Here is a 26792-nt window from a genome sequence, read left to right on the forward strand (position 1 = left end):
CCTTTTTAACCTCTTCTTTGTCTTGCATCAGTCGCACGCTTAAGGGCTTGACCGACATTATTTATACTCAACATCAATACCAGAATAAGTACTGACGCAGGTAGCCATATCCACCATCTGGTTTCCAGGGTTTGCGGATTACGTGCATAACTTACAAGTGTTCCAAGACTCGGTGTGCTCTCAGGGAATCCAAATCCCAAGAAAGACAACCCGGATTCAAGGCCAATATTGGCAGCAAGGTTCAATGTCATCGTTACGATGATGATGGAGCTCAGATTAGGTAGAACCTGTGAAAGCATGATTTTGAGATGGGAAGAACCCAACGTTTTTGATGCCTTTACATATTCAAGTTCGCGCTCCTGTAATGCCTTAGACCGAATCAATCTGGCAATTCCCATCCATAGGAAAGCAGTCATGATTAGTGAGAACGAAGTAATACTATATTTAGGTACTGCTGTAACAAACGCGATAACGATCATCATGAACGGAAGAACCATGAAGAAATCCACTACACGCATGAATATATTATCAATCAATCCTCCGAAGTAACCGGACAATAAACCAATCACTATTCCCAAGAATCCTGTCATTACCGTAACAAGAATGGCGATGGATAACGAGTTCCGAGTACCTATGACTAATTGTCCGAATACATCTCGCCCGCCGTAATCTGTTCCTAACCAATACTGGGCTGAAGGCGGCTCATACAAGGCGAATAGATCTACTTTAACAATTTCGTCCTGATCCAGAACCAAAGCGGTTCCGTAAACTAGTAATAAAACTAATCCTAAAAATATGAGCGAAATTAGCGCCACTTTATCCCGGACTAGCTCCCTCCATAAGATACTCAAGCTAGAGGGGCTTTTATCTATCTTCTGTGAAGTTATAACGACATCATTGGCCTTGCTCATCTTATTCACCCCGAAATCTTCAAGTTCTTACTTGATCCGTATACGTGGATCTACCAATCCAAGAATAATGTCAGATAACAGCGAGCCCAGAATTGTGGCGATACCAAATATCAGGACAAGCGCAGTCACAACACTGAAATCCCGAAGAGAGATTGAGTTAAGAAACAGCTGACCCATGCCCGGATAACTGAATATACCCTCAATGATAATGGTACCTCCGATAAGTCCAGTGATCTCATAACCAAAGAATGCAGCAATCGGAAGTAGAGAGTTTCTTAGAATGTGCCTGTTGTAAACTCGTGATTCCGAGGCGCCCTTGGCCCTCGCAGTGAGAACAAATTCCTTGTGCTTAATATCGATAATTTCACTACGCAAGTATTGAACCGTTGATACTGTAGCGATCAACGCCATGGATAAGGCCGGTAATAACAGATGATAGAACTTGCTTGCAACGTAACTAAATGTTCCTGGTGTAAGTCCAGGTGCTACGCTGCCTCCAGTTGGGAATAACCCGAAGTGGAACCCAAAAATCCATAACATAACGAGTGCAAAAATAAATAAAGGTGCTGCAAAACCTAAATAGGTGTAACCCGTAATTAAACGGTCAGACCATGTATCATTGTAACGACCACTGATAATACCGAGTGGAATTGCGATCAAGTATGTGAACACAAGCGTTGCAAAAGCCAGCCAGAATGTATTTGAGATCCGTTGACCAATCAAGTCCATAACTGGCATTTTAAATCGGAAAGATTGCCCGAAGTCACCTTGTGCTGCATTTCTGATCCAGTCCCAATACTGTATATACCATGGATTGTTGAGTCCAAGTCGTTCTCTTTGTTCATCCAGAGCCTTAGGATCTATGCTTGGGTCAAGCAAGCCTGTTAGTGCATCGCCTGGCATCGCCTTGGCCATCAAGAATACCAAGAGACTAAGCAAAAAGATCTGAGGGATCATAATCATGATTCTTCGTAGTATTATATTCCACATATGGCCTTCAACCTTTCTGAGGTAGAGCTACTCGGTGAGTATTGGAAATGGATTTGAGCGAGTAAGCAAGCCCTTCCTCATCAAAGAAGTTTCGGTATGAATTTTCATACTCGGATTTAACCTGCTGACGGAAAGCATTCATCTCGTCACGTTTGGTTGGATCCATATCGGGAATGGCTGCTATGAGACGCTTGGTATAGATATGCTGTGGATTCTCAAAAATATCATCGGTCGTTCCTTGCTCTACGTAGCGACCTTTATACATAATTCCAATCTGATCACACATATGTCTTATAATTCCGAGGTCATGACTGATGAACAGATAGGTCAGATTTAGCTCTTTTTGAATCTCCTTCATGAAATTAAGCACTTGTGCCTGTACGGATACATCCAGAGCGGATACGGGCTCATCTGCAATGATTAGTTTCGGCTTCAGTGCAATTGCCCGGGCAATACCGATCCGCTGCCGCTGTCCTCCGGAAAATTCATGAGGATACTTATAGATGGACTCCGGACTTAGACCTACTTTTTCTAGCAAATCCCTGACTTGTCTCTTCTCTTCCGTAGCAGTAAGTCGCTCATAGTTGCGCAGAGGTTCAGCAATAATATCGATAACCCTCTTCTTGGGATTCAGTGAAGAATAGGGATCCTGAAAGATCATCTGCACGTCTCGCTGGAGTTGTCTGTCCTTACGGCGCTCTTTGGTAAGGTCCTTGCCGTTAAATAGAATTCTTCCGGCTGTTACATGGTTGAGTCCGATGACAGCTCTCCCTGTCGTCGTTTTGCCTGAACCTGACTCACCAACGAGTCCGTAAGTCTGTCCCTGCTCAATAGAGAAGCTTACATCATCAACTGCCTTGATACTTCCAATTTCACGCTTGATCAATCCACCGCGAATCGGAAAGTGTATTTTGAGTCCTTCAACTTCGAGTAATGCCATTATGTTATTCCTCCTCAGCTTGATCAGGGAAATGAAAGTGCTGGTAACAGGTGCAGCGTACAAAATGACCTGGAGCAATTTCATGCATCTGCGGGTTCTCTTCATGGGCCGAATCACTGATCCACGGGATTCGGGCCTTGAATCGGCACCCTTTGCGAGGAAGATTTTTCAATGAAGGTACAATGCCTTGAATGACATGCAGCTTCGATTTTTCTTCGGTAATCGTAGGAATAGAGTTCAATAGAGATCTTGTGTATGGATGCTTCGCATTGTTCATTAGTGTGTAGATATCTGCAATCTCAACGATTTCACCTGCGTACATTACTGCAACGCGATCCGCCATCTCAGCAACCACCCCAAGATCATGTGTAATCAGGATGATGCCAGCATTGATCTCGTTCTTCAAATCTCGGATAAGTTCAAGAATTTGAAGTTGAATCGTAACGTCAAGTGCTGTTGTAGGCTCATCGGCAATCAGCAGTTCCGGTTTATTTGCAATGGCAATTGCAATAACAACACGCTGCCTCATACCGCCAGATAGTTCGTGGGGATACTGCTTGTATATCTGTTCGGGACGTGGAATCCCTACTTGGTCAAGCAGATCAATAACCTTGTCTTTCTTTTCTTTAGAAGACATTTTAGGTTGATGTAGTGTCAGAATCTCATCGATCTGGTCACCAATAATCATCAGAGGATTTAATGCGGAAAGTGGGTCTTGAAAGATCATTCCCATCTCTTTACCGCGGAGTTTGTTTAATTTGTTAGGAGAGATATTCGCAATATCCTGTCCTTTATATAGAATCTGGCCATCAATTTTGGCTTTGTTGTGAAGACCCATAATTGAAAATGCGAACGCACTTTTGCCTGATCCTGATTCTCCAACAATCGCTAGTACTTCGTTTTTCTTAACCGTAAGGTTAACGTGATCAACTGCTGCATAATAGTCATCTTCAATTCTGAATGATGTAGTTAGATTTCTGACTTCCAATAGCTCTGTGTTCAAATCAATCACCCTAACCCCAAAATTTCCGCAGACTGTATTCATATATATAAGAATGCATCCACTGTATATTTCCATGTTCTTGAAGAAGACGAACAAAAGTTTATACAAAATACTAATCCATTAGGAGAAACGAGTTTCGATATTGCTATTTAGACCATTGGTCAATTAATGTTGATAAATCCTAGCGGGATTATATAGGAAAATAATTAATGTAATCATACGTGTAAATTTAGGTGACGTCAATAATTATTTTGAGATTTTTGGTATAAATGTTTTTTATATCATAGTTTTGGGTATTAGTTATATTTTTAAGGTACTTATCAAGGGGGATTTCGATATTATTTCGACTTTTTTCGCGTGAGGTTCTGAATTAGGAGAGTGAGAAAATTAAATATATAACATGTACCTTACGTTTATTATGTACTTACATGTTGAGTCAATTTAATTTTAGAATATATATGTTAGGTTTGTGGCAAATATTCGCTTTAATTTGTTTATTCTATGTCAGCTGTCTTTTTAGCAAATTTATGCCTATGCGATTATTTTTATGCTATTCATTAAGTCTGTGTTAAAATTCTAGTTATTCTAGTATAGTTTTATTTATTTGCTGCTGTAAAGGACTAATTGTAATCTTTTATCATTTTTTTTACAAAAGAATGAAAAAAGCCCTGCAAAATGCAAGGCTTTTCCGATATTTATACATCATATTGTATTTTAATTATAGGCATTATGGTGAATCCGGCGGGCGTTTGCCACGCTTCAACTCATTGATGCTTAAGCCAAAATCCATCTGCAGATGAGGATAATCCGGAAAGTTAGCCCAGTCGCCTCCCCATGTAAATCCTAACTCCTTGGCCAGATCGACAACCTCCATCCAGTCTGCTTGTCCATTGCCGTTATCATCACGCTCCATATCCCATACTACATCACCATCTGGGGTCCGAAGTGCAAAATCTATAGCCAGTCCATAATTATGATATGATTCCCCGCCTCTGGCATTCGTAACGATACTCCCAGTGGTGGAGCGACCTTGATTAAACAGCTCATCCTGCTCTTCTATACTTCGATAACCATGGGTGATAACGATATCTATACCACGCCGCGCTGCTTTGCGTACCAGTAGCTGCTCACTCTCTGCCACGACGGGATGGAGACCTGTGATGGGCATAGCTTCTCTAGTATAATCTGGCCAAATTTCGTAAGTATCCTCTTTCTGTTGCAGCCACACGTATAAAACGGAAATTAGCAGCGTCGCTATCAGCCAGAAACGTAAACTTTTCTTTTGCTTTCGCTGCTCTTTTTTCTTGATTTTCTTCATATGCACTCCTGATGTCTTGATCTGTTATAAATGGAATATTCATCACTTACTCAAACATAATCTATTCTATTATAAATGATTTGCATCCCAATTACTTCTCCATGATCATTCGCTCAGGTTCTCGTTCGTTTCAAAACATAAAAAAGCAGCCGGCTTATAGCCGGCTGCTTCGTATGCAAGCTGAGTAATACTACTCAGTTGTGTATGGCAGCAATGCGATTTGACGGGAGCGTTTGATCGCGATCGTCAGCATGCGTTGATATTTAGCGCTAGTACCTGTTACACGGCGTGGCAAAATTTTTCCACGTTCGCTGATAAATTTACGAAGCAAGTCCGTATCTTTATAATCGATGTGAGTAATTTTGTTAGCTGTGAAGAAGCACACTTTACGACGTTTGTTACGGCCGCCACGGCGAGCCGGTCTTTTATCGTTGTCTCCGCCTTCTCTTTGCTTGAAGCTCATGCTTTTCAGTCCTTTCCTATCGTTAAACCACTCACTCTAGAGTGTTGGTTCACGTTAAAATGGCAAATCATCATCCGATATATCAATCGGTTTTCCGTCATCGGAAAAAGGATCCTGATTGTTGCTACGCGAATTGTTATTGTTCGCGCGTCCGCCGCCTCCATAAGAAGGCTCTTCACGCATCGGTTGCCCACCGCCGCCACCGTTATTATCACGGTTAGCTGACTCCAAGAAACGGACATTATCGGCAATGACTTCGGTCACGTATACACGTTTACCTTCGTTATTCTCGTAGTTCCGTACTTGAATGCGTCCTTCGACTGCAGCTAGGCGTCCTTTGCGCAAATAGTTTGCACAAGTCTCAGCAAGCTGTCTCCAGGTTACGACCGGAATGAAATCCGCTTCCCGCTCTCCCCCTTGGCTTGTAAACGGTCTGTCCACCGCCAAAGTAAATTGCGTAACTGCAACTCCTGCTGGAGTGTAACGCAACTCAGGATCCCGGGTTAACCGGCCGATCAGAATGACACGGTTCAACAATGTAATCCCCTCCTTCAGAGCGTATTGGTGCGATAATCACGAGTTGTCTTAGGCAGACTTAACATCGTTCGTAATGAGATAACGAATTACTTCGTCAGAAATCTTCATGAGACGCTCAAGCTCAGTAACTACTGCTGGTTCAGCAGTGAAGTTTACCAGAACGTAAACACCATCACGGAATTTCTTGATCTCATACGCAAGACGGCGTTTACCCATAACGTCGTGAGCTGTAACCTCACCACCGCCGTTGGAGATGATGCCTTGGAATTTATCGACTGTAGCTTGAACAACTTCTTGCTCAACGTCAGGACGAATAATGTACATCACTTCATATTTGCGCATAATTTTCACCTCCTTATGGACTTTGGCCCTCAATCCAGGTTGAGAGCAAGGATCGAGCACAAACTCGAACCATATTAATATAACAAATATCCGGCACCAATGCAAGCAAACGTTCCCTGTTTGTATTGGCACATGTTCATTTCATTTATGGAGCACACTATGAAGGCATTAATAAGCAAATATCTAAGGAGGTCTTGACATGGGTGAACGTACTGAATTTGAACCAGGAGATAAAGCTCCCAATGACGGTGAATACACGGAAGTTGGGGAAAGAAGCTTCCATACCGAAATCCAAAATCCCAAAAGAGTAACTCTGAAAAAAGGGGAGCCCTTCCCTGAGACCAGCAACCAGGATCGCAAATGGAAAAAGCTGACGAAGGCTCGTGTTCACTAAAAAAAATTATTTTTAAGCAGCATGTATATAACACATCGAAATGCACATAATACAATCAGGCGGTACACGAGAGAGGTGTGGTTCCGTTGGACAACGCAGCCGATCGTGTAATGTTGGAGATTCATCACGTAATCTAAGAAGCAAGTGGTAGTGTGTAAGGCCCTTCGTCTGAGCACGAGTATTGCATGAGCAGTACGCCAGGTTTCTGATCTTACGACCGATTGTTTCCTAACTAACCGATGTATCGCCTACAAGGAGCCCTTCGGGGCTCTTTTGTTTTATGTCGTAGACTTTTTTTGGTTAAAACAAATAAAAAAACCTTCCATTCGAGGAAGGTCTGATCGCTTTATATTTACTCCATATAACTGAGTTCATTGAAATGCCATTGCATAAATGCTGTAAGTGGCGGAAAGGGTGGGATTCGAACCCACGCACGCTGTGACACGCCTAGCTGATTTCGAGTCAGCCCCCTTGGGCCTCTTGGGTACCTTTCCGCAGCAATACTGATTATAGCATGATCAATTGCAGAACGCAATACCTATGCTGCGCATGCATGAAACCGTTATTACGGTATACATTTTACCACAGACTTGCTTTTAAGATTCTGCAGCATCCTCTGCCGAGCGAAGAACTTTTTTCATGTTTTTCTCAAACTTTGCTCTTGGAATGAGTACGCTGTGTTTACAGCCTACACATTTGATTCGAATATCCATCCCCATCCGAATAATCTCCATCTCATTACTTCCACAGGGATGCTGCTTCTTCATCTGTACAATGTCTCCAAGCTGGAAACTCTTACGCTCCACCAGTACCATCCCCTTCATCCTTCTCCTGCCCGGCTGCCTGTTCCAATGCTGCGAGCTTACCCATCTCATGATACTCCATCGTTTTCTTAACATCACTCTGAATTTGACGCTCTACAGAGCCTCTGGAGTTTGGCATACACTCTGCAACAATCCGAACGACATACTCTGAAGTGGTCATCGATTGAATGCCGAGCACATCCGGAACTTTTACTATATTGAGATCCCGGTCTTCAATTCCAACCAGAGCCTGTTTGACCAAGTGAACAGATTCATCCAGGGTTTGATCACCCTTCATCGGAATATCCACCACAGCAAGCGAATTGGACATGGAGAAGTTTGTCACACTGGCAATCGTACCATTCGGAATAATATGAACTTCACCTTGCCAGCTAACCAGCTTGGTGGTTCTCAAGCCGATGACTTCAACGGTTCCTTTGTAGGTACCTGTCTGAATAACGTCCCCTACAGCGAACTGGTCCTCTAATATAATGAAGAAACCCGTAATAACATCCTTCACCAGTCCCTGTGCACCAAAACCGATGGCAAGTCCAAGCACACCTGCACTGGCCAGTAGCGGTCCGACTTGTATGTTGATCTCTGATAACAGTAACAGAATCATAATGAAATTACATGTTATGGAGGTCGCATTTTTGAGCAACTCACCTACCGTGACAAACCTGCGCGGGTTTACGCGGACTTTGCCTTCCTGCTTCCGTTCCAGGCTGCGATCAATAATGCGGTACACAATTTTGATTACGATACGGGTGATAATAAAAATAATAACAATGCGAATCGAGCTGAACAGAATGTTTAACCACATATCCGCATCGGTAACGGAATTCCATAACTTATCAGTCCAGCTGACAGCACTTTTTACGGTTTCTTCTAAGGCAGTAGGCTCTTCCGCGTTGTTAGCAGGAGCTGCAGCAAAAAATTTAAAAGGCAGCATCAATTCCGACCTCCTCTACAAGGGTATGTTATCATAGCTGTCTTCGGTTTTAAAATAGAGGCCCCGGATCTCTACAAACTCGTTCCGAATGATCTGCTGCACTCTTGCCAGATCTCCTTTTGGAAACTGTATACAGAGTGCACAGCCTGCCGTAATCTCTTTCGGGGTAGGAAATAAATCAATTTCAATCTCGGCAAATTCTAGCAGCATTTCCGCCCGCAAAGCCTGCTGGGTAGAATCAAAGGCAATCAGCATCCAATCATCCATCCACTCGTCCATGTCCGGCTCCTTTCCGATTTCCAAGCATCATCCATGGGTTGTTCTCTCTCGGTGTAAACCTTTAGGAAAAAGCTTGTCCTTGCGAAGTATAAAACCCTCTATCCTTCCATATACTGTTACTACCATTCTCAAGGGGAAAGGATAGATCCTATGAATCCCAATTCGCGTTCTTATTCATCCCAAGATATGACCAGTTTGAAGATACCACATACCGACCCAGGCATACACTCCGCCATTATACATCGTTTAATGTTTCATCTCTATAAGGCACACTCTTTGCAAAATGTCGTCATTGTCTGCATCGGCACAGATCGCTCTACAGGAGACTGTCTTGGTCCTCTGGTAGGCTCTTCGCTTGCCAAGTGGGACAGCCCCCTATTTCACCTCTACGGTACATTGGACGAACCTGTGCATGCAATGAATCTTCAGGACACCCTGAACACCATTCAAAATACACACCATAACCCCTATGTAATAGGAATAGACGCGTGCCTCGGGCAATCCTCCAGTGTAGGCTGTATTCAGGTGGTCAATGGGCCGCTCAAGCCTGGTGCGGGTGTAAATAAAGAATTACCGCCGGTCGGCGATATCCATCTTACAGGTATCGTTAACGTCGGCGGCTTTATGGAATACTTTGTTTTGCAAAACACACGGCTTAGTCTTGTCATGCGCATGTCTGAAATTATAGCGAGCAGTCTATACTCAGCCATTCGCGAATGGCATACACGCTCTACTCTGCTTGCTGTGCCAGAGTAATGGCTTCCTTCTCTTCAGGGGATAGTGTATAAGATGACTCTCCCCCTTTAAGAGGTTTGGCATACACATAAGAACCATCACGATTATAGATCCCTGTGAGGATCATCCCATCGTTATTATCGTTAATCATGGCCATGGAGAAACTCAGATCACTGCCTCTTTCACCATAGGCATTATAACGTTTCACGCCCACTTTACCCTGGATACGGGTCAGTTTTTGCATGACTGCCTGGATCTGACTAGTCTGCAATTTATGCTCGTCCTCAATGCTGTCCATCTGAATTTTCAGATTGATCAACAACGATTCCAGGTCCTCTACTCCGCTGCCAGCCATCATCGCTTCATATTTCCGTTTGAACTTGCGTAACTTTGCGCCTTGGGCAATACTTACAATCAGTAAGATTACCAATATTAATGCCATTCCGCCAATAATCCATAGCAGCTGTTCCAGAATCAGCTCGTTTAATTCAGCCATGTAGTGCAACTACCCCTCTGTTTGTTTGTTCATTAACCTGTCCATTCATTTTTGCCAACGAGCGATCGTACATTCGTTAGGCCTTCCCCTAATAAATAAACCCTTTATCTATAGTAATTAATCAACTATTTTCCAATTTCAATAGATATCCCTCTAATCCGCAGTCCCTCATACCGATCATCGTAGTTACCGCGGCATTGTCAGTTCGTTTACTGCATGAATTAGAGCATCTATCTCTTGGCTAGTTGTTGAATATCCTACACTGGCTCTGACTGCTCCGCTCAAGGTGGTTCCGGCCGATTCATGAGCAAGAGGTGTACAGTGAAAACCGGAACGCACCGCAATACCATAACGCCGGTCCAGTTGAAAAGCTAACTGAGCAGAATCATATCCCTCTACTGTAAAGGATACCAACCCGGTACGTGGTTGTCCAAGCTCTGGCCCAAGCATTCGAATCCCTGCTACAGATGATAACCCTTGCATCATATATTGCGTCAGTTCCCACTCATGCTTATAAATTGCTTCAGGAGTCAATTCCATCACATGCTTCACGCCGGCTGCCAGCCCTGCCATTCCTACGGTGTTCGGAGTTCCTGCCTCATATCGGTCTGGACGAACGAGCGGCTGCTGAATGGCTTCAGACTGACTGCCTGTTCCTCCATGGAGAAGCGGTTCGAGATCAAGCTCCGGAGCAATATAGAGGCCTCCCGTTCCCTGTGGACCAAGCAGACCCTTATGTCCTGGAAACGCCAGCATATCGATACCGAGCAGTTGCACATCGACTGGCATAATGCCAGCACTCTGAGCGGCATCCACGAGAAATGTCGCCCCATATTTACGGCTTATCAGCGATATCTCACCAATAGGTAAAATGCTGCCAAGCAAGTTGGAGCTATGTGTACATACAACCAATCTCGTGTTTGGACGAAACAAACGTTCGAGTTGAACCAGATCTATATTACCTGCAGCATTCACAGGTACATAATCGACTTCTACATTTCGGATCCGCCGCATGTATTCCAGAGGCCGCCTGACCGAGTTATGCTCCGCCATTGTAGCAATGACATGATCACCTTCTCGCAAGTGGCCCTGGATTGCAAGATTCAATGCTTCTGTCGTATTGGAACCGAGTGCAATATCATTGGCATTACTTATACCAAAAAGACGGGATAGTACCTTCCTCGTGTCAAAAAGTACACGGCTTGCTTGAACAGCCATTCGATGGCTGCCTCTACCCGGGTTGGCTCCGGCGACATCAAGGGCATGCAGCATGGCTTCACCAACAGCAGGCGGCTTAGGCCATGATGTCGCAGCATGATCCAGATAAATGACTTCCTTCACCTCACAACCACCTCTGTCCTGTTCATTGAGCGATCCACCATAAAACCAATCATAAACGCCTCTGCTGAATAAGAATAAAACACCTTTACAGAAAAAATAATGACATATCGTTTCTCCATCGTACAGAGGCGATATGTCATCAGATGAAAAGCCCCGCGTGTTGTAAGTTAATCTACAGGTTTGTCTATTGCAGCAGTTCTAACAATCGCTCCAGATCCTGTTTGCTGTAGTAGTTGAGCTCGATTTTGCCTTTATCTTTGTTGTGCTTTATCTTCACGGTTGTTTTGAAACGCTCGCGCAAGGATTCCTCCACCGTATCAATAAATGGATCCTTTTTCTTGAGTTTGGATTTGGCCTTGGCTTCTCCCGCCTTGGAACGATCCAGCTGCTGTACCGCTTCTTCCAGTTCACGTACACTCCATTGTTGGTCAATGGTTTGTTTGGCCAGCTGTTTCACCATATCCTGATCCTTCACACCAACTATGGCGCGTGCATGACCCATGGATAATGTTCCACGTGAAACATGGTCTTTCACTTCTTCCGGCAGCGAAAGCAAACGCAAGAAGTTTGCAATGTGAGAACGGGATTTTCCCACTTTGACAGACAGCTCTTCCTGTGTCAGAGAGAACTGATCCATCAGGCCTTGATAGGCTACAGCCAATTCCATCGCGTTGAGATTTTCCCGTTGCAAATTCTCAATCAGAGCAATTTCCATAACCTGCTGATCACTAAAATTGCGAACAACTGCAGGCACTGTTGCATTACCGCAATATTGAGAAGCTCTAAATCGCCGTTCCCCGGCAATAATCTCATAACCTCTCAGTACAGTACGTACGATAATTGGCTGTATCACACCGTGTTGACGTATGGACTCTGCCAGTTCATGAATCGCATCCTCATCAAATACCTTACGTGGCTGATAAGGGTTTGCCCGCAACTGGGCAATTGGAATTTCTACAACCTTGTCATCGTCATTTATTGAAAGCGATGGAATGAGGGCATCCAGACCTTTTCCGAGCCGCTTACTCATACGATATCACTTCCTTTGCGAGCTCTAAATACACTTCTGCTCCTCGTGAACGGGGATCATACGTAATAATGGACTGCCCATGTGAAGGGGCTTCACTAAGTCGCACATTACGCGGAATAATCGTTTGATATACCTTTTGTTGGAAATACTTCTTCACTTCTTCAATCACCTGAATCCCCAGGTTTGTACGGGCATCAAACATGGTGAGCAGCACTCCCTCTATTTGCAGAGAGGTATTCAAATGTTTCTGCACGAGGCGAACCGTGTTAAGCAGTTGGCTTAGCCCTTCAAGTGCGTAGTACTCACACTGGATCGGAATGATCACCGAGTCGGAAGCGGTTAACGAGTTGATCGTTAACATGCCAAGAGATGGTGGGCAATCGATCAGTATGTAATCATAGTTTTTTTTCACCATGGCGAGTGATTTTTTCAAACGAACTTCACGTGATATGGTGGATACCAACTCAATCTCGGCTCCGGCAAGTTGTATCGTTGCAGGGATGATATGAAGCCCTTCAATTTGGGTTTCCACAATGGCTTCCTGAGGATGTACTTCATTAATGATGACATCATATATACAATTGGCCACATCTGCTTTGTTGATTCCGACTCCACTAGTCGTATTTCCCTGAGGGTCAATATCGACAAGCAGTACCCTTTTCCCGAGTGAAGCCAGTCCTGCACCCAAGTTAACAGATGTCGTCGTTTTCCCCACACCGCCCTTTTGATTTGCTACGGCCATAATCTTAGACAATTACTTCACCTCAAATAAAATAGGAGTCTTTTCTTGTAGGTTGTGAGATACAGTTAACTAAAAGCAGGTGGCTATCGTCCACAAAAACAACAACTACCGTTCCGTTCTTCAAGCACGTTCTTCAATACACCAGACTTCAACCAGCTCTATAGACAGAAAAAGCGGCCCCATTGCCGCCTTAAGCTTCAACTATTTGCGTTTAGGAATATGAATGACGATCTCATAATGATCTTCGTGATCGGCTTCTTTTGTTTTGATATCCATACCAGAACCAGATACCATATCAATGGATTGACGGATCGTATTTAGCGCAAGTCTGACATCTTTGGTAAATGAGATGCGTTTGGACTTTTTGATTTTGGAAGCTTCCTTGTAAAAGGCAACCCTTGCTTCGGTTTGTTTTACGTTCAGCTCTTTATCAATAATCTCGCTGAGCAATTTCATTTGTAGTTCTTCCGAGTCCAGTGAAAGCAAAGCTCTTGCATGACGCTCGGATATTTTCCGTTCCATCAGTGCAGTCTTAATCCCTTCCGGGAGTTGTAACAACCGAATTTTATTGGCAATGGTTGATTGGCTTTTGCCTAATCGCTGCGCAAGACTCTCTTGCGTCAATTGGTGAAGATCAATCAACTTTTGATATGCAACCGCTTCTTCAATAGCCGTGAGGCCTTCACGCTGCAGGTTCTCAATCAAGGCAATGGAAGCGGCCTGAGAGTCATTAAATTCGCGCACAATGGCTGGAATATGCTCTAGTCCCAGTTTTCGAACCGCACGCCAGCGACGTTCCCCGGCAATAATCTCATATGATCCATTCCGCACACGGACAACAATGGGTTGAATGACTCCATGGGTTTTGATTGTCTGCAACAACTCATCAATTTTATCATCGTCAAAAATCGTACGAGGTTGATAAGGGCTGCTTACTATTTCACCTACCGGAATTTGTTTCACTTCATCTCCGTTATTGCGCTCCGCCAAACCAAACAACTTCGAAAATTGTTCTTTCATTCCGTATATTACCACCTAGTTTCGTAATAGCTCCCGCAGGAGTGCAGGTGCTTCCTATTCTATATGCGACCCCTCATATGTTGTCGTTCTTCGAATAAGTTTTGCTTTCTAAATCCACGTTCTGATGAAATGTCTATACTTCATGCCAAATCTATTTATATATAATCTATGATCTCTGATACACAGGATCGGCTACTTCTATTCTATCATCTTTTCTATCATAATCCTATTCTAACCTATTCTTTAAACCCTCCTAATTTTCCTGCTTTTCCTCCGAGCATCTTGTCGGTTTTACCCTCGTTTTCGCCCTTTTTTTCATCAGTTTATTTTAAAATGGTACTAGATTTGCAATATGTATCTGAAAATAAAAAGAGGATGTTTCACGTGAAACATCCCCTTCAATATTTTTCTAATCTGACTACGACATGCACGACTAATTATTGTATAAATCGATCGCCCATAAAGTAAGCAAAGTATATTGGTTTACCCAACATTGATTTACTGTACCAATGGTGTCTTGAGTGGAGTCCCCGGTTTACGAGGATACTTGTGAGGCGTTTTATCAAACTTCTGTATCAAGATGATATGACGCGCTGACTCCTCCACGGGCAGCTGGAATGGATGAACGGCTTTTACCCGTCCTCTCAGCTGATTGAAGCTAAATTCTGCTTCCTTCATTTCTTCACGAGGGTCTCCGCCTTTCATTGCGGCAAACATCCCACCTTTTCGAACGAAAGGCAAACAGAATTCATTCAGTACTGCCAGCTTAGCTACTGCGCGGGCAGTAACCAGATCGTAGCTGTCCCGATATCCTTCTTTGCGCCCCAGCTCTTCTGCCCGGCCATGAATTAATTCAACCTCGGTTAGACCCAGGGTATCCACGACATGCTGCAGGAACCCAATGCGTTTGTTGAGTGAATCAATAATGGTCAGCTTTATATGTGGGAAGCATATCTTGAGCGGAATACCGGGAAAGCCTGCCCCAGATCCAATATCCGCAAGCTTTTCCACTTTGGCCATATCCGTATAGAAAGCCAGAGATACCGAGTCATAAAAATGCTTCGTATACACCTGTTCCCGTTCCGTTATCCCTGTCAGGTTCATCTTTTCATTCCAGGAAACCAGCTGCTGAAAATACAGTTCAAACTGTTCCAGCTGACGTTCATCGAGCTCCAAACCATGCTCTTTCAATCGAAGCTGCAATTGCTGTTGAATATCGTCCATTATTGTCCCCTTGCTGCGGTTACACGGTTATAATGCTCCAAGTAGACGAGCAGAATGGAAATGTCTGCAGGAGTTACCCCAGCAATCCGGGAAGCCTGCCCAATTGAAATGGGACGGATCGTGGATAGTTTTTGCTTCGCTTCCATAGCCAAACCATGAACATCATTGTACTCAATCGTATCCGGAATTTTCTTTTTCTCCATCTTCTGCAAACGTTCCACGTGGATCAATTGTTTCTCAATATAACCCGCATATTTGATTTGAATCTCTACTTGTTCCTTCATATCTGCTGTCAGTTCTACCTCAGAAGGTGAAACCTGTTCAACCCAGTCATACGTAATTTCCGGACGACGCAATAGGGTAAGCAGTGTGCTTCCATCCTGAATTGGAGTCGAGCCAAACTCTTCAAGCTTCGGATTCACATCCGCAGGGCGTGCTTTAGCCGCTTTTAGACGTTCAACCTCTGCATCCACTTTGGCTTTTTTGTCGAGGAATTTAGCATAACGCTCCTCTGAAACCAGACCAATATCATGACCAATCTCGGTCAAACGCAGATCTGCATTATCATGACGAAGCAGCAAACGATACTCGGCACGTGATGTGAGCAAACGATATGGCTCGTTTGTTCCCTTAGTCACCAGATCATCAATCAACACGCCGATATAGCCTTGGGAACGATCCAAAATAACAGGCTCTTTGCCTTGTACTTTGCGTGCAGCGTTAATCCCAGCCATGATCCCCTGTCCTGCCGCTTCTTCATAACCGGAAGTACCATTGATTTGTCCGGCCGTGAACAGACCTGGTAGACGTTTGGTTTCAAGTGAAGGCCAGAGCTGTGTAGGTACCATCGCATCGTATTCAATGGCGTATCCATTACGCATCATTTCCACTTTTTCCATTCCGGGAATCGAGCGAAGGACAGCAAGCTGAACATCCTCCGGCAGGCTGGTAGATAGTCCTTGTACATAATACTCGGATGTATTTTTGCCTTCTGGCTCCAGGAAGATCTGATGTTTCGGCTTATCGCTGAAACGAACAATTTTGTCTTCAATGGATGGGCAGTAACGCGGTCCCGTACCTTCAATGACACCTGAGAACATCGGTGCACGATGCAGGTTATCATTAATGATCTGATGCGTTTCAACTGAAGTGTAAGTCAACCAGCATGGCAGCTGTTCATTTTCGGAAGACTCTGTCTCATATGAAAAGAACTTCGGCTCATCATCACCAGGCTGAATTTCCGTTTTGCTGAAATCAATTGTATCCTTATGCACACGAGGTGGTGTACCTGTTTTGAAACGAACCAGATCGAATCCAAGTTCCCGCAGATGCTCAGACAATTTGAGTGAAGGCTGTTGGTTGTTCGGTCCGCTTTCGTACATCAATTCACCCATAATGACTTTACCGCGCAGATATGTGCCTGTAGTCAAAACAACAGCCTGAGCACGGTACTCTGTACCCGTCTGCGTCACTACCCCCACACATTTCCCGTCTTCGACGATCAAGCGATCCACCATGCCTTGACGCATAGTGAGGTTACGCTCGTTCTCCATCGTTTCTTTCATTTTGTGCTGATAAGAGAATTTGTCTGCCTGAGCCCGCAGAGCGTGCACTGCAGGACCTTTCCCTGTGTTGAGCATTCTCATCTGAATAAACGTCTTATCGATATTCCGTCCCATCTCACCGCCAAGCGCATCAATTTCGCGCACGACATGTCCTTTAGCCGGCCCCCCAATGGATGGGTTACAAGGCATGAAGGCCACCATATCCAGATTTATTGTAATCATCAGTGTTCTGGAACCTATACGGGCTGCGGCCAGTGCCGATTCCACACCCGCATGTCCAGCACCAACGACAATTACATCATAGCTGCCGCCATCAAAAGCCATTCTTGTTTACCTCCTTATGCCGCAGCACGTTTGAATTCCATGCCCACGGTCTATTGTAAAAAAATTTGAATGCTCTCCCTATTCAGCCAGGGACATTCCGATCTATATCAAGCCATCAAGTCTGTGATTCCTACAGACGTCATTGCTATGCTGACCATTCACAAGAAATGAACAAACATACTACTTTTCAGAGGAAGTATGTTTGTTCATTTTACTTTCCTAGACAGAACTGGGAGAAAATCTGGTCAATCAATGCATCATGTGCCGTATCGCCCACAATCTCACCAAGGTGCTCCCACGCCAGACGCACATCAATCTGAATCATGTCGATTGGAATGAGCTGTTCAGCAGCTTCATATGCGTCAATCAAGGACTGTTTTGCCTTTTTGAGCAAAGCAATATGACGTACATTGCTGACATACGTCAAGTCAGCCGATTCCAGCTTGCCGCTGAAGAACAAGGTGGAGATGGCCTCTTCCAGACGATCAACACCCAGATCATCCTTCACTGACATCGGAACAAGACGCTCTTCCGGGATGTAGCGTAGCAAAATGTCGCGGTCAGCCTGCGGAGCTAAGTCCATTTTATTCATAATGATAATTGATTGTCTACCGCGGATTTGTTCCAGTAATTCAATCTCATCCTCATGCAATGGTTCTGCCGCATTGATTACCATCAACAACAGATCTGCCTCTGCTACTGCGGAGCGTGAGCGTTCTACCCCGATTCTCTCGACAACGTCCATCGTTTCCCGAATGCCGGCTGTATCCAGCAGCTTGAGCGGAATGTTGTTAATCGTTACAAATTCCTCAATGACGTCACGTGTTGTTCCCGGAATGTCCGTTACAATTGCCCGATTATCCTGAGCGAGTGCATTCAGCAAAGAGGATTTCCCTACGTTTGGCCGTCCTACAATCGCCGTCGTAATTCCTTCACGTAGTATCTTGCCCTGTTCTGCCGTTACCAGCAATTTATCAATTTCAGTCATTACCAGACTGGATTTTTCTTTAATAAAATCAGCAGTTAAGGACTCTACATCATGCTCGGGATAGTCAATGTTCACTTCAATGTGAGCCAGCGTTTCCACCAACGTATGTCTCAGATCACGCAGTTTGGAAGAGAGCTTTCCCTCCACTTGTTTAAGTGCTACAGAGAATGCTCGATCCGATTTGGAACGAATAAGATCCATAACGCCTTCCGCCTGTGACAGATCGATCCGTCCATTCAGGAAAGCACGCTTCGTGAACTCACCCGGCTCCGCAAGACGAATATTGAGCTGAAGCAGCAGATCCAGAACCCGCTTCACGGAGACTACTCCACCATGAGCACTAATCTCAACCACATCTTCTGTCGTAAACGAACGAGGTGCCCGCATGACCGTAACCAGTACTTCTTCAATGTTCTCTCCACTACCAGGTTCTATGATATGACCGTAGTGAACTGTATGAGATGCGGCTTGGGTCAAAGGGGTTTTACTGCGGAAAATTTTCTCCGTCTCCGATACTGCATCCGGACCGCTAACCCGGATAACGGCTATGCCCGCTTCCCCAACAGCCGTGGATATCGCTGTGATCGTATCACTGATCATCGTTATCTCTCCCTGCTCTATTTTAAAATGGTTGTCCTTACGGACCACATGTAAATTTCACTTTATGAGTTCTTACCAATATACTTATCTACGAAAAAAGCAATGGCTTCTGCACCGGGCAGGAAGCCATTGCGTCTTCAATTTCGTGTTATTTCGTCATGATGACCACACGCCGATTGGGCTCTTCGCCCTTACTGTACGTCTTAATCTGCGGGTGGTTTTGCAGTTTCGCATGAATGACCTTGCGTTCGAGTGGAGGCATCGGCTCCAGAACCACTTCCTTGCCAGAACGGATCGCTTGTCCAGCAAGACGTTCAGCCAGATCCTCAAGTGTCTTCCGGCGGCGTTGGCGGAAATTCTCCGCGTCCAGTACAATTCGAACGAAACTTTCCGAATAACGGTTAGCTACAATGTTCGTTAGATATTGAAGTGCATCCAGCGTCTGTCCACGTCTGCCAATAATCATGCCAAGATCCTCCCCGGCAATATTGAAGATATGTCCATCCCGCTGCTTTTTGATATCCACTTCAACATCCAGTCCCATACCTGCTGCTACTTCTTTTAAGAAAGCAGCCGCTTCCTCATAGGGATTTTTAGCTGCGACATCCTCAAGCTTAGCTTCAACCTGAGGTACATGTGCGGCCGGTTCGACCCGCTGTGGTACAGCTTCGGGCACAGGCAGAAGTTTCACTTCAACTTTCGCCGCCTTTACCCCGATCAAACCCAGGAATCCTTTTGACGGCTGCTCTAACACTTGTATCTCGACCTTGTCCCGGCTCACGCCAAGCTCAGCCAATCCTTGGTTTACAGCATCTTCAACGGTTTTTCCTGACGCAATGACTTTGGTCATTTCGATTTTTTGGCCCCTTTCGACCCTTTTCCAGAGACGGTTGCCTTGCCACCGTTTTTGCGTTTAGCTCCATTTTTAGAGGAACTATTCTGCTTCACGTTGACTTCAGCCACGACTTTATCATTATTCCGGTAAAGGAAATAGTTTTGCACGATCGTGTAGATGTTACTGTAGAACCAGTACAGCGGCAACGCTGACGGGAACTGGTAAGACATTACGAAAATCAAGATTGGGTATACCCACAGCATGAACTGCATTGGTCCAACCTGTTGTGCAGGATTCATGCGCATCATCATCCATGTTTGAATGAATGTTGTAATGGCAGCCAGCACAGGCAGTATAAACAGGTGATCCGGCGCTCCGAGCTGGAGCCACAAGAAGTCATGTGTTCTCAGACTGGAGTTACCGTAAATTGAGTTATAAAGTGCGATGTAAATCGGCATCTGAATCAGAAGTGGTAGACAACCCGCCATCGGATTAACTTTGTTCTCCTGAAACAACTTCATCGTTTCTTGCTGAACTTTCTCAGGTGTATCTTTATACTTGGCTTGAATCTCCTTCAACTGCGGCTGAATTGCCTGCATGGCTTTGGAGCTGCGGACCTGCTTCATTGTTAGTGGCAAAATCAACGTCCGCACAATCAGCACCATGACTAGGACAGCTAGTCCATATTCACCGTTAAACCAGTTGGCGAATGTATCGAGCGCCAGTGAGAACCAGTAAACAACATTGCTTTGCCAGAATGAGTCACTGTTTTTCAGATCTTCCGTCGTAACCCCGGAGCCTTGCGGAGTACACCCCGCTAGTACGGTGACCATTGCAATGACTGCAATGAGGAGAATCCACTTCCCCTTTGATGTCTTCAATCGCGACACTTCATAACCCCTCTCTTAACCATTCCATTCCACCGTAAATCATACCATAATTAGGAGGACAAATAAACCGAAGCTTACCGTTTGTTAGGCTTAAGAAGAGCCGCTTTGCGCATAACGTGCAGCAGGCTTTTCTCCATTTCCTGATAGGTCATGTCCAGCGCACCTTTTCTCACAATGAAGATCAGGTCCATCTGTGTGACAATCTCTTTTTCATGGTGCCTTATAATTTCCTTAATCATGCGTCTCATCCGGTTTCGTACGACAGCGTTTCCGATTTTCTTGCTGCACGATACACCCACCCGGAATTGCTCCGTATCTTTACGGCGGCAGCCATACACCACAAATTGATGATTGGCAAAAGATTTCCCATACCGGTATACGCGGCTAAAGTCCGCCCGGTTTCGCAAACGCAGTCTTTTATACACGGCGCTTCTCCTTGCTGTTCTCCACCATCCATATTGACGGAGGCCTCATTACTGATTTAGTATAGGCTTTCTTGAATAACGGTAAACTGTTCTAACGACAACTTCATTATATATAAGGTAACTTTTTTAAAAATTTCGTGACGGATTAGATCCTTCTTCAATAAAGAAATAGACACTTTCGCCCTTTTTCGCAGCCAATTCAGACCCGATCTATATCAGCATCCAGTCTGAAATGACTCATTTAAGAAAAAAAAGACCACCTCGGTGGTCTTCTCATGCATTAAGCACTCAGGACTTTACGGCCTTTCAGGCGACGTGCAGCCAAAACTTTACGGCCGTTGCTCGTGCTCATTCTTTTCCGGAAACCATGAACTTTTTTACGTTTGCTTACGTTCGGTTTGAATGTAGGTCTCAATGTATTGCACCTCCTTACAAGGAAATACTTATGTGATGAATCATTTTCATCTTCACAGAAAACACCTTTATACATTTAACCACGTACACCTGGAAAAGTCAACTCTAACCCACTTAGCTTCTCCCTCTTTTTATAGCCCTTTCCAGCCTGCCCCTCAGAGCTCGTAACACTTTAGTAGATTTTGATTTGAATAAAATAATTTTTGAAGCGAAAAAAGTTATCCCCAACAAGCCTCGCGCTGTCACTTCATCCATCACTCCAACGGTTATCCACACCCTAATTTGGACCTCTCTCTCATCTCTCACCATCCACTTCATTAACCAGAAGTTATTCACATGTGGATAACGAATTCTACTACGTTTTATTCGTATTGGAGCTTTCCTTTTATACATTATTTTCTTTCTACTGAAGGCGACAAATTCTCTAATTATTTTCTTAACTTATGTAGTACATTTTATTGAATATTGGACCTTGTTTAAAATTTGATGTATCCGCTTTAATCTGAAGGTTTACAAGCTTTCAAGAAAGGTGTAGGATAAAAATCATCATCTTGTATACAAGTATACTTAAGTATTCATGAAGAGAACATCCGCATTACCTAACACTCTTTTTGATTTACAAAAGTACTGATCTTCGGCTCTTTGAAAACGGTATTAGGAAAATAGGTTTTGGACTTTCGCTTCTTAATCAGGCAGCATGCAAACTGCAAAAAGGTTATGCTATGATCAGTGTACAGGTCCACCTGAGATGGATTACCGAGTACTGGACCTAGAGAACTGATTACTTGAATAGGAGCGTTAGCCATTATGTTGTTTCCTTCTTCCTGGCTGCAGGGAGCTTCCCGTGGGGAAGCCATCGCCTGCGAATTAAGGCTGCGCATCATCAGTGGAACCCTGCGTCCTGGAGAGATTTTGTCTGAAAATCGAATTGCCGCTGATTTTGACAGCAGTCGTTCACCTGTCCGCGAAGCCCTGAGAACATTGTCGAATGAAGGACTGATTCGGCTTGAACGGATGGGTGTCGTTGTCCTTGGATTGAAAATCAAGGATGTTGAAGAGCTGTACGACGTGCGTTTTTTAATTGAAAGCTTTGTCCAGCAGCGACTAGCAGGGTCTGTTCCCGAGCAATTGATTACTTCGCTTCGTAATATACTGGACAAAATGGAGCTGGCAGGTCGGCATCAGGATGCCGTCGAGTTTGCTTTTCAGGATCTGACTTTTCATGAGACCATCATTGAGGCGGCCGAGCATTCCCGTATTTCACATTTATGGAGAAGCATTCGTTATGTTGTCATGACGGTTATGCTGCTAACAACCCGCAGGGTGTTTGATCAGGGCCATCCAAAAGTAAGCGCTGTAATTCAAAAACACCAATTGCTGATTGAAGCACTAGAGTCAGGTGACAAAGCATCCATTCAGGCCGGCGTGCGTACGTACTTTCAAGATTCCGGCAAAACCCTGCATGAGAGCTTCGACTCCTGATCATGTCAGAAAGTTTATATTTTTCGACTTTGGTTTAAATAATGACCACCGTCTGCAATCACATCCAATTGGATGGATTGTCAACCAAGTTGTCGACAAGTATACAAAATGCGATTTAGTTTCAATTTTTGGGCATATTAAAGGGAGACAAACTTCCCTGACGGCAAATTCACTTGTAAGCGTTTATATTCAAAACAAAGGAGCATACATCATGAGCACTCTTTTTGGACTATCCCATAATGCAACATTGTTGGTGTGGACATTGATTGCGATCGTATTTCTGATCGTGTTGATCTCCAAATATAAATGGAATCCCTTCGTTACCCTTTTAATATCCGCTTTAATGCTTGGTTTGCTTGCTGGTATGAAACCCGCTGATGTGATCTCTTCCATTACAGGTGGACTCGGTGGTACGCTTGGAACCATAGCTATTGTCATCGGGCTTGGCACGATGCTGGGTAAAATGATGGCCGAATCAGGCGGTGCCGAGCGCATTGCAACCACACTGGTCGATCGCTTTGGTGTGAAACGTGTGCACTGGGCCATGATGATCGTTGGGTTTATCGTAGGTATCCCTGTCTTCTTCGAAGTTGGCGTGATTCTGCTGATTCCAATCATTTTCACCGTTGCACGTAAAACCAATATGTCTCTTCTGCAGATCGGGATCCCGATTTTGGCAGGTCTGTCGACTGTACATGGTCTGGTTCCACCACATCCCGCTCCTATGATCGCTATTGATGCATTCAACGCGGATTTGGGGAAAACCATTTTGTACTCCCTCATTGTTGGTATTCCGACCGCGATTATCGCAGGTCCCTTGTTTGGTAAGTTTATCGGCAAAAGAATACACACGGAACCGCCAGCGGAGCTGGCAGAGCAGTTCGCAACGAAGAAAAACACCAATCTTCCAGGGTTCGGCATTACCCTGTTTACGATTTTGCTGCCAGTCATCCTGATGCTAATTGGCTCCATCGCCAATATCGTAGATCCCAATGCCACAAGCAGCTTTACAGTCTTTTGTGAGTTTATTGGGCATGAGATTATTGCCCTGTTGATATCTGTTGTGTTTGCCCTCTTTTCACTCGGCTTCGCACGCGGTTTTACCAAACACGACATTTCCCGTTTCACCAGTGAATGTCTGGCGCCTACGGCAACCATCATCCTCATTATTGGTGGGGGCGGTGCGTTTAAACAGGTCTTGATTAATAGCGGTGTCGGCAATGCGATTGCAGAAGTTGCCACTCACGCCAATATCAACGTCATCCTGTTTGCTTGGCTGGTTGCGGCATTGATTCGTGTAGCCACAGGCTCTGCAACGGTTGCTATGACAACAGCAGCGGGGATCGTTGCTCCGGTTCTTGCGCTGACTCCAGGAGCCAACATTGAACTGGTTGTACTTGCTACTGGTGCGGGATCACTTGTTTTGTCCCACGTGAATGACGCAGGCTTCTGGATGATTAAAGAGTTCTTTAATATGAGTGTCTCTCAGACACTGAAAACGTGGACCGTTATGGAAACACTACTATCCGTTGTCGGATTGATCTTTATTTTGCTGCTGAGTACCGTAATCTAAGACAAGATCGCATCTATTAGAAGATAAATTTTACTGTATCAAGGGAAAGAAGGATTACACCAAATGAAAAAATATATGATTGGCATGGATATCGGGACCACCAGCACCAAATCCGTATTATTTACGGAGCAAGGTGAGGTTGTGAGCACTTCCACTCAGGAATATCCTCTATATACACCTGCTCCTGATGTAGCTGAGCAGGATCCCGAGGAAATTGTACAAGCAGCTATTCGCTCCGTACGTGGAGTCATGGACCAGAGCAGTGTAAGTGCAGGACAAATTATGTTTTTGTCCTGCAGCTCTGCCATGCACAGTCTGATTGCCATGGACCCGGATCATAAGCCGCTCACTCGCTGCATCACGTGGGCGGATAACCGCAGTGCAGCCTGGTCAGCCCAATTACAGGAGAGTGGGCAAGGTCATCGGATCTATTTGCGCACAGGCACACCGATCCATCCCATGTCTCCTCTAACCAAACTCATGTGGCTGCGTCATGATGAACCAGACCTTTTTCAGCGCACAGCCAAGTTCATTTCGATTAAAGAGTATCTGTTCTTCCGTTTGTTCGGACAATATATCGTAGATCATTCCATCGCCTCCTGCACCGGTCTTCTCAACCTGGAACAACTGGATTGGGATACGGAAGCGCTCGAGGTTGCAGGAATCACACCTGACCATCTCTCGAAGCTCGTTCCTACGACATATACAATAGAGGGAATGGACAACGAATGTGCAGAGAAAATGGGTCTCTCCCCCTCTACTCCTTTTGTGATCGGGGCAAGTGACGGAGTGCTATCCAATCTCGGCGTAAATGCCATCGAGCCTGGAGTTGTGGCAGCAACCATTGGGACCAGTGGTGCCATTCGTACGGTCGTTGATCGCCCTGTTACCGATCCCAAAGGACGGACCTTCTGTTATGCCCTCACGGAGGACCTCTGGGTCGTGGGTGGGCCTGTGAATAACGGTGGCATGCTATTTCGATGGGTACGTGACGAATTTGCAGCATCAGAAGTGGAAACAGCAAAAAGGCTGGGCATCAATTCATATGACGTCCTCACCAAAATTGCTGAGCGCGTCAGCCCAGGCTCTGAAGGACTACTGTTCCATCCTTATTTATCAGGAGAGCGTGCCCCATTATGGAATCCGGATGCCCGTGGTTCTTTCTTTGGGTTAACCCTCCATCATCAGAAAGAGCATATGATTCGTGCTGTCCTGGAAGGGGTCATTTTCAACCTGTATACGGTCTTGCTGGCCATGGAAGAACAGATCGGGCAACCGACCTCCATTCAGGCTACCGGCGGATTCGCACGTTCCCCTCTCTGGCGTCAGATGATGTCCGATATTTTCAATCAGGAGGTCGTTGTCCCCGAGAGCTTCGAAAGCTCTTGTCTGGGTGCCGTCGTCCTCGGTCTGTATGCTACAGGGCGAATCAAGTCACTTCATGCCGTCTCATCTATGGTGGGGACAACGCACAGACATACCCCTGTTAGAGAAAACGCGGCAATTTACCGGGAACTGCTCCCGATTTTCATTCGCATCTCGCGCAAACTTGAAGAGGAATATGCGGATATTGCAGAATTCCAACGCAAATTGTCCTTAAGAACCAAGTAACGGTTCCTTCATTTAATCACCAAAAAAAGAGGTTGTTCACTTAGACCACACGCTGGCCTGAAGGAACAACCTCTTTTTTGTCCATATATTTGATTCATTTTTTTGATTCAATCTATTCTTCCCATCCGGCATTTACGACAAAATTCATGACTTCCTTCCCCTATCCAGCCAGCGCTACAACCGGCCCCTTTTTAGTATTAATCAGCCTGTCCGCCTCTATTATAATTGCTGCGAACCTCTACTTGTTGCATACAACCCCAAATGAGGTTAAAGAGGTTAATTCAACAGATCCCCAAAACGCTCATTCTGAATTCGCGGTTATCCACAGATGTGTTATTCACAACTCAGGAGTCGTTTTACACACAATTTAGCGATTTTCGACGAACAACCTGTGTATAAAACATTTTGGCTTTTTGGGTCATCCTGTCGAAAATTAAACAATTTATAAACAATATATTGTGTTGTGATTAAAAATTATACACAAGTTATTGAATTTGTGGATAAAATCTCGCGATACGTTGAAATGCGGGGCTTCTTTTGCTATGATTGTATTACTTTTGGATGT

Annotated in this window: 28 protein-coding genes and 1 tRNA gene; 5 read left to right on the forward strand and 24 right to left on the reverse strand. The window is 44.8% G+C overall.

Annotated elements, in window-relative coordinates:
* Window positions 1-5: 5 nt before the first annotated feature.
* The 8 genes from GUA98_RS24960 to rpsF all read right to left on the reverse strand — a co-directional run bounded on the left by GUA98_RS24960 (window position 6) and on the right by rpsF (window position 6504).
* On the reverse strand, window positions 6-911 hold the full coding sequence (locus GUA98_RS24960) for an ABC transporter permease (RefSeq protein ID WP_153980491.1): 906 nt from the start codon (window positions 909-911) through the stop codon (window positions 6-8).
* Window positions 912-938: 27 nt separating this feature from the next.
* The gene (opp4B, locus tag GUA98_RS24965; protein ID WP_153980492.1) at window positions 939-1901 is read right to left on the reverse strand and encodes an oligopeptide ABC transporter permease; all 963 of its coding nucleotides are present in this window, start codon (window positions 1899-1901) and stop codon (window positions 939-941) included.
* Between the two features lie 7 nt (window positions 1902-1908).
* On the reverse strand, window positions 1909-2841 hold the full coding sequence (locus GUA98_RS24970; RefSeq protein ID WP_227780107.1) for an ABC transporter ATP-binding protein: 933 nt from the start codon (window positions 2839-2841) through the stop codon (window positions 1909-1911).
* A gap of 4 nt (window positions 2842-2845) precedes the next feature.
* Window positions 2846-3844, reverse strand: a complete 999-nt coding sequence (locus tag GUA98_RS24975; RefSeq protein WP_193724746.1) for an ABC transporter ATP-binding protein — start codon at window positions 3842-3844, stop codon at window positions 2846-2848.
* A gap of 727 nt (window positions 3845-4571) precedes the next feature.
* Window positions 4572-5162 (reverse strand): M15 family metallopeptidase, encoded by a 591-nt coding sequence (locus tag GUA98_RS24980; protein WP_193724747.1) that lies wholly within the window; start codon window positions 5160-5162, stop codon window positions 4572-4574.
* A gap of 190 nt (window positions 5163-5352) precedes the next feature.
* Window positions 5353-5625, reverse strand: a complete 273-nt coding sequence (gene rpsR / locus GUA98_RS24985) for a 30S ribosomal protein S18 (RefSeq protein WP_062327715.1) — start codon at window positions 5623-5625, stop codon at window positions 5353-5355.
* A gap of 54 nt (window positions 5626-5679) precedes the next feature.
* Window positions 5680-6162, reverse strand: coding sequence for a single-stranded DNA-binding protein (gene ssb / locus GUA98_RS24990; protein WP_128104227.1), 483 nt, complete (start codon window positions 6160-6162; stop codon window positions 5680-5682).
* Between the two features lie 48 nt (window positions 6163-6210).
* The gene (rpsF, locus tag GUA98_RS24995; RefSeq protein WP_153980495.1) at window positions 6211-6504 is read right to left on the reverse strand and encodes a 30S ribosomal protein S6; all 294 of its coding nucleotides are present in this window, start codon (window positions 6502-6504) and stop codon (window positions 6211-6213) included.
* 199 nt (window positions 6505-6703) lie between these two features.
* Here rpsF and GUA98_RS25000 point away from each other — a divergent pair, with 199 nt between their 5' ends.
* The gene (locus GUA98_RS25000) at window positions 6704-6898 is read left to right on the forward strand and encodes a YjzC family protein (RefSeq protein WP_153980496.1); all 195 of its coding nucleotides are present in this window, start codon (window positions 6704-6706) and stop codon (window positions 6896-6898) included.
* Window positions 6899-7301: 403 nt separating this feature from the next.
* Here GUA98_RS25000 and GUA98_RS25005 read toward each other — a convergent pair.
* The 4 genes from GUA98_RS25005 to GUA98_RS25020 all read right to left on the reverse strand — a co-directional run bounded on the left by GUA98_RS25005 (window position 7302) and on the right by GUA98_RS25020 (window position 8920).
* Window positions 7302-7392 (reverse strand) — tRNA-Ser (locus tag GUA98_RS25005).
* Between the two features lie 102 nt (window positions 7393-7494).
* Window positions 7495-7704 (reverse strand): DUF951 domain-containing protein, encoded by a 210-nt coding sequence (locus tag GUA98_RS25010; protein WP_095362223.1) that lies wholly within the window; start codon window positions 7702-7704, stop codon window positions 7495-7497.
* Complete coding sequence (locus GUA98_RS25015; RefSeq protein WP_153980497.1) at window positions 7694-8653, reverse strand: mechanosensitive ion channel family protein; 960 nt, start codon at window positions 8651-8653, stop codon at window positions 7694-7696. Before GUA98_RS25015 ends, GUA98_RS25010 begins: the two co-directional genes overlap by 11 nt.
* A gap of 15 nt (window positions 8654-8668) precedes the next feature.
* The gene (locus GUA98_RS25020) at window positions 8669-8920 is read right to left on the reverse strand and encodes a DUF3343 domain-containing protein (protein ID WP_193724760.1); all 252 of its coding nucleotides are present in this window, start codon (window positions 8918-8920) and stop codon (window positions 8669-8671) included.
* A gap of 162 nt (window positions 8921-9082) precedes the next feature.
* Between GUA98_RS25020 and yyaC the strand changes: the two genes are divergently transcribed.
* Window positions 9083-9688, forward strand: coding sequence for a spore protease YyaC (gene yyaC / locus GUA98_RS25025; protein ID WP_095362187.1), 606 nt, complete (start codon window positions 9083-9085; stop codon window positions 9686-9688).
* Here the strand turns inward: yyaC and GUA98_RS25030 are convergent.
* From GUA98_RS25030 to rpmH, 12 genes are all read right to left on the reverse strand, one after another.
* Window positions 9663-10163: a DUF4446 family protein gene (locus GUA98_RS25030; RefSeq protein WP_193724748.1), complete on the reverse strand. Its 501-nt coding sequence runs from the start codon at window positions 10161-10163 to the stop codon at window positions 9663-9665. The two genes, yyaC and GUA98_RS25030, sit on opposite strands and share 26 nt — an antisense overlap.
* 186 nt (window positions 10164-10349) lie before the next feature.
* Window positions 10350-11504 carry an aminotransferase class V-fold PLP-dependent enzyme gene (locus GUA98_RS25035; protein ID WP_193724749.1) on the reverse strand — a complete coding sequence of 385 codons (1155 nt, stop codon included), beginning with the start codon at window positions 11502-11504 and terminating at the stop codon, window positions 10350-10352.
* Window positions 11505-11688: 184 nt separating this feature from the next.
* On the reverse strand, window positions 11689-12534 hold the full coding sequence (locus GUA98_RS25040; RefSeq protein WP_193724750.1) for a ParB/RepB/Spo0J family partition protein: 846 nt from the start codon (window positions 12532-12534) through the stop codon (window positions 11689-11691).
* On the reverse strand, window positions 12527-13288 hold the full coding sequence (locus GUA98_RS25045; RefSeq protein WP_095293506.1) for a ParA family protein: 762 nt from the start codon (window positions 13286-13288) through the stop codon (window positions 12527-12529). Before GUA98_RS25045 ends, GUA98_RS25040 begins: the two co-directional genes overlap by 8 nt.
* A gap of 189 nt (window positions 13289-13477) precedes the next feature.
* On the reverse strand, window positions 13478-14296 hold the full coding sequence (gene noc, locus GUA98_RS25050; protein WP_153980500.1) for a nucleoid occlusion protein: 819 nt from the start codon (window positions 14294-14296) through the stop codon (window positions 13478-13480).
* A 498-nt stretch (window positions 14297-14794) separates the two neighbouring features.
* Window positions 14795-15520 carry a 16S rRNA (guanine(527)-N(7))-methyltransferase RsmG gene (gene rsmG, locus GUA98_RS25055; protein ID WP_193724751.1) on the reverse strand — a complete coding sequence of 242 codons (726 nt, stop codon included), beginning with the start codon at window positions 15518-15520 and terminating at the stop codon, window positions 14795-14797.
* Complete coding sequence (gene mnmG / locus GUA98_RS25060) at window positions 15520-17409, reverse strand: tRNA uridine-5-carboxymethylaminomethyl(34) synthesis enzyme MnmG (RefSeq protein ID WP_193724752.1); 1890 nt, start codon at window positions 17407-17409, stop codon at window positions 15520-15522. The genes rsmG and mnmG overlap by 1 nt, the downstream gene beginning before the upstream one ends.
* 211 nt (window positions 17410-17620) lie before the next feature.
* Window positions 17621-18997, reverse strand: coding sequence for a tRNA uridine-5-carboxymethylaminomethyl(34) synthesis GTPase MnmE (gene mnmE / locus GUA98_RS25065; protein WP_193724753.1), 1377 nt, complete (start codon window positions 18995-18997; stop codon window positions 17621-17623).
* Window positions 18998-19145: 148 nt separating this feature from the next.
* Window positions 19146-19847 (reverse strand): RNA-binding cell elongation regulator Jag/EloR, encoded by a 702-nt coding sequence (gene jag, locus GUA98_RS25070; RefSeq protein WP_095293511.1) that lies wholly within the window; start codon window positions 19845-19847, stop codon window positions 19146-19148.
* Window positions 19844-20722 carry a YidC/Oxa1 family membrane protein insertase gene (locus tag GUA98_RS25075; RefSeq protein ID WP_154894407.1) on the reverse strand — a complete coding sequence of 293 codons (879 nt, stop codon included), beginning with the start codon at window positions 20720-20722 and terminating at the stop codon, window positions 19844-19846. The genes jag and GUA98_RS25075 overlap by 4 nt, the downstream gene beginning before the upstream one ends.
* 74 nt (window positions 20723-20796) lie before the next feature.
* A complete protein-coding gene (gene rnpA / locus GUA98_RS25080; RefSeq protein ID WP_095293513.1) occupies window positions 20797-21147 on the reverse strand; it encodes a ribonuclease P protein component in 351 nt (116 codons plus the stop codon).
* 280 nt (window positions 21148-21427) lie between these two features.
* A complete protein-coding gene (gene rpmH, locus GUA98_RS25085) occupies window positions 21428-21562 on the reverse strand; it encodes a 50S ribosomal protein L34 (protein ID WP_024629517.1) in 135 nt (44 codons plus the stop codon).
* 806 nt (window positions 21563-22368) lie between these two features.
* Here rpmH and GUA98_RS25090 point away from each other — a divergent pair.
* The 3 genes from GUA98_RS25090 (at window position 22369) to gntK (ending at window position 26227) form a co-directional block, all read left to right on the forward strand.
* Window positions 22369-23043 carry a GntR family transcriptional regulator gene (locus tag GUA98_RS25090; protein WP_193724754.1) on the forward strand — a complete coding sequence of 225 codons (675 nt, stop codon included), beginning with the start codon at window positions 22369-22371 and terminating at the stop codon, window positions 23041-23043.
* A gap of 211 nt (window positions 23044-23254) precedes the next feature.
* Complete coding sequence (locus GUA98_RS25095) at window positions 23255-24616, forward strand: GntP family permease (protein WP_153980506.1); 1362 nt, start codon at window positions 23255-23257, stop codon at window positions 24614-24616.
* A gap of 63 nt (window positions 24617-24679) precedes the next feature.
* Window positions 24680-26227 (forward strand): gluconokinase, encoded by a 1548-nt coding sequence (gene gntK / locus GUA98_RS25100; protein WP_153980507.1) that lies wholly within the window; start codon window positions 24680-24682, stop codon window positions 26225-26227.
* Window positions 26228-26792: the final 565 nt, after the last annotated feature.

The sequence above is a fragment of the Paenibacillus sp. P13VS genome (genome assembly GCF_015143645.1).
GTDB classification, from domain to species: domain Bacteria; phylum Bacillota; class Bacilli; order Paenibacillales; family Paenibacillaceae; genus Paenibacillus; species Paenibacillus xylanilyticus_A.

Excerpts from the sequence above, each read along its gene's own strand:
- GUA98_RS24960 (WP_153980491.1), bottom strand. The coding sequence starts at position 911 with ATGAGCAAGGCCAATGATGTCGTTATAACTTCACAGAAGATAGATAAA.
- opp4B (WP_153980492.1), bottom strand. The coding sequence starts at position 1,901 with ATGTGGAATATAATACTACGAAGAATCATGATTATGATCCCTCAGATC.
- GUA98_RS24970 (WP_227780107.1), bottom strand. The coding sequence starts at position 2,841 with ATGGCATTACTCGAAGTTGAAGGACTCAAAATACACTTTCCGATTCGC.
- GUA98_RS24980 (WP_193724747.1), bottom strand. The coding sequence starts at position 5,162 with ATGAAGAAAATCAAGAAAAAAGAGCAGCGAAAGCAAAAGAAAAGTTTA.
- rpsR (WP_062327715.1), bottom strand. The coding sequence starts at position 5,625 with ATGAGCTTCAAGCAAAGAGAAGGCGGAGACAACGATAAAAGACCGGCT.
- rpsF (WP_153980495.1), bottom strand. The coding sequence starts at position 6,504 with ATGCGCAAATATGAAGTGATGTACATTATTCGTCCTGACGTTGAGCAA.
- GUA98_RS25000 (WP_153980496.1), top strand. The coding sequence starts at position 6,704 with ATGGGTGAACGTACTGAATTTGAACCAGGAGATAAAGCTCCCAATGAC.
- GUA98_RS25015 (WP_153980497.1), bottom strand. The coding sequence starts at position 8,653 with ATGCTGCCTTTTAAATTTTTTGCTGCAGCTCCTGCTAACAACGCGGAA.
- GUA98_RS25020 (WP_193724760.1), bottom strand. The coding sequence starts at position 8,920 with ATGGATGATTGGATGCTGATTGCCTTTGATTCTACCCAGCAGGCTTTG.
- yyaC (WP_095362187.1), top strand. The coding sequence starts at position 9,083 with ATGAATCCCAATTCGCGTTCTTATTCATCCCAAGATATGACCAGTTTG.
- GUA98_RS25030 (WP_193724748.1), bottom strand. The coding sequence starts at position 10,163 with ATGGCTGAATTAAACGAGCTGATTCTGGAACAGCTGCTATGGATTATT.
- GUA98_RS25040 (WP_193724750.1), bottom strand. The coding sequence starts at position 12,534 with ATGAGTAAGCGGCTCGGAAAAGGTCTGGATGCCCTCATTCCATCGCTT.
- noc (WP_153980500.1), bottom strand. The coding sequence starts at position 14,296 with ATGAAAGAACAATTTTCGAAGTTGTTTGGTTTGGCGGAGCGCAATAAC.
- rsmG (WP_193724751.1), bottom strand. The coding sequence starts at position 15,520 with ATGGACGATATTCAACAGCAATTGCAGCTTCGATTGAAAGAGCATGGT.
- mnmG (WP_193724752.1), bottom strand. The coding sequence starts at position 17,409 with ATGGCTTTTGATGGCGGCAGCTATGATGTAATTGTCGTTGGTGCTGGA.
- mnmE (WP_193724753.1), bottom strand. The coding sequence starts at position 18,997 with ATGATCAGTGATACGATCACAGCGATATCCACGGCTGTTGGGGAAGCG.
- jag (WP_095293511.1), bottom strand. The coding sequence starts at position 19,847 with ATGACCAAAGTCATTGCGTCAGGAAAAACCGTTGAAGATGCTGTAAAC.
- GUA98_RS25090 (WP_193724754.1), top strand. The coding sequence starts at position 22,369 with ATGTTGTTTCCTTCTTCCTGGCTGCAGGGAGCTTCCCGTGGGGAAGCC.
- GUA98_RS25095 (WP_153980506.1), top strand. The coding sequence starts at position 23,255 with ATGAGCACTCTTTTTGGACTATCCCATAATGCAACATTGTTGGTGTGG.
- gntK (WP_153980507.1), top strand. The coding sequence starts at position 24,680 with ATGAAAAAATATATGATTGGCATGGATATCGGGACCACCAGCACCAAA.